Below are 1,159 nucleotides of genomic sequence, written 5' to 3' on the forward strand. Positions count from 1 at the left end.
TGATGTGGAACCCGGACGTATCCGACGATCGGCGGCCTTGTCGTACCCGACAGGCACAATCAGCTCACAACCATCAATCCGAAACCGCACAGGCCAGGACGTCACCCCGATGAAATTTCGAGGCTAATCACATCCAGCCATGGACCGTCGTCGGACAGAAAAGGAGCGCGAGATGGCTCAATCAAGACCTTTCTCGATCTTCCTACTTAAGGATCAATACGCCGACCCCACCGACGCGTTGAAGGAAGATCACGGCCTTGTCGAAGCAACGGTCGAAAGCAAAGTCCAACCGTCCTGGCCAACCTTCCTGGCGCTCAAGAAGAACTCTACTCCTTGGTGGCGACAGTACTTTTCTATCGCCGACAACATGAACACTGGATATGCTGGCGCGATTGTCTTCATGAAGGCCAGCAACAAGACCTTCGCACTCACTTTCGGCCAAACAAGACATAGCCTGCGAGACGAATCTTACGAATATGATTTCGGACTCCGAACCACTCTCAACGCAGTTGATCCCGATGCCATTCGTAATACAGATGAGCTCGATCCCGCTACGGCACGTCGGCGTAGGACACAGTTGCCAGAACGTGGCGATATATCCTATTTCGACTTCGATGGCGATAGCGCCGTCCTACGGTCACTCACCGGTGCAATCCGCCCAGAGTACAGAGACCTTTTCGCCCACGCCACGGGTGCCAGCAATCTTCGAGTCAGCACGAAGAAAAATGCATCCGAATTGACGCAGCTCCTAACCGAACTGTACTCAATCTACCAGAAGACAACCTATCTCGACGCATTTCCCGCCGCCAACAATATCCAGCCGGTGAAGGACCCCGCGCTCCTCACGAGACTCGATGATGCCCTCCTGAAGGCATTTCGCATTAGCGATCCTGATCTTCTTCTGACAATACCTGAGCTGGTAGATTTCCAGGAAGATTTTGAAGTCGCGTACGCTGGCCACGGGAAGAGCGACCTTCATAGCGATGCGGGAATTCGCGAGTACTACGATTATCTCGCAAGGCATGCAGTAAAGGTGGCGGTGTCAACTCGTGGAAGCAACGTTGTCCTTCAGTAGGCGTTCGAAGACTTCCCGTGGAGTGTAGAAGCCCAGGCACTGCCGTGGCCGCTCGTTGAGCTCGCGGGCGATCGCTTCGAGGTA

Annotated in this window: 1 protein-coding gene and 1 pseudogene; one reads left to right on the forward strand and one right to left on the reverse strand. The window is 54.2% G+C overall.

The features are described 5' to 3' along the window. Positions 1–172 precede the first annotated feature (172 nt). A complete protein-coding gene (locus tag ABFX36_RS18875; RefSeq protein WP_346077815.1) occupies positions 173–1,075 on the forward strand; it encodes a DUF6119 family protein in 903 nt (300 codons plus the stop codon). Here ABFX36_RS18875 and ABFX36_RS19125 read toward each other — a convergent pair. Then, positions 1,043–1,159 (reverse strand): annotated as a pseudogene (locus tag ABFX36_RS19125) (IS30 family transposase); the annotation flags it as partial. The gene ABFX36_RS18875 and the pseudogene ABFX36_RS19125 overlap by 33 nt on opposite strands.

Source organism: Gordonia cholesterolivorans (assembly GCF_039531975.1).
GTDB lineage: Bacteria > Actinomycetota > Actinomycetes > Mycobacteriales > Mycobacteriaceae > Gordonia > Gordonia sihwensis.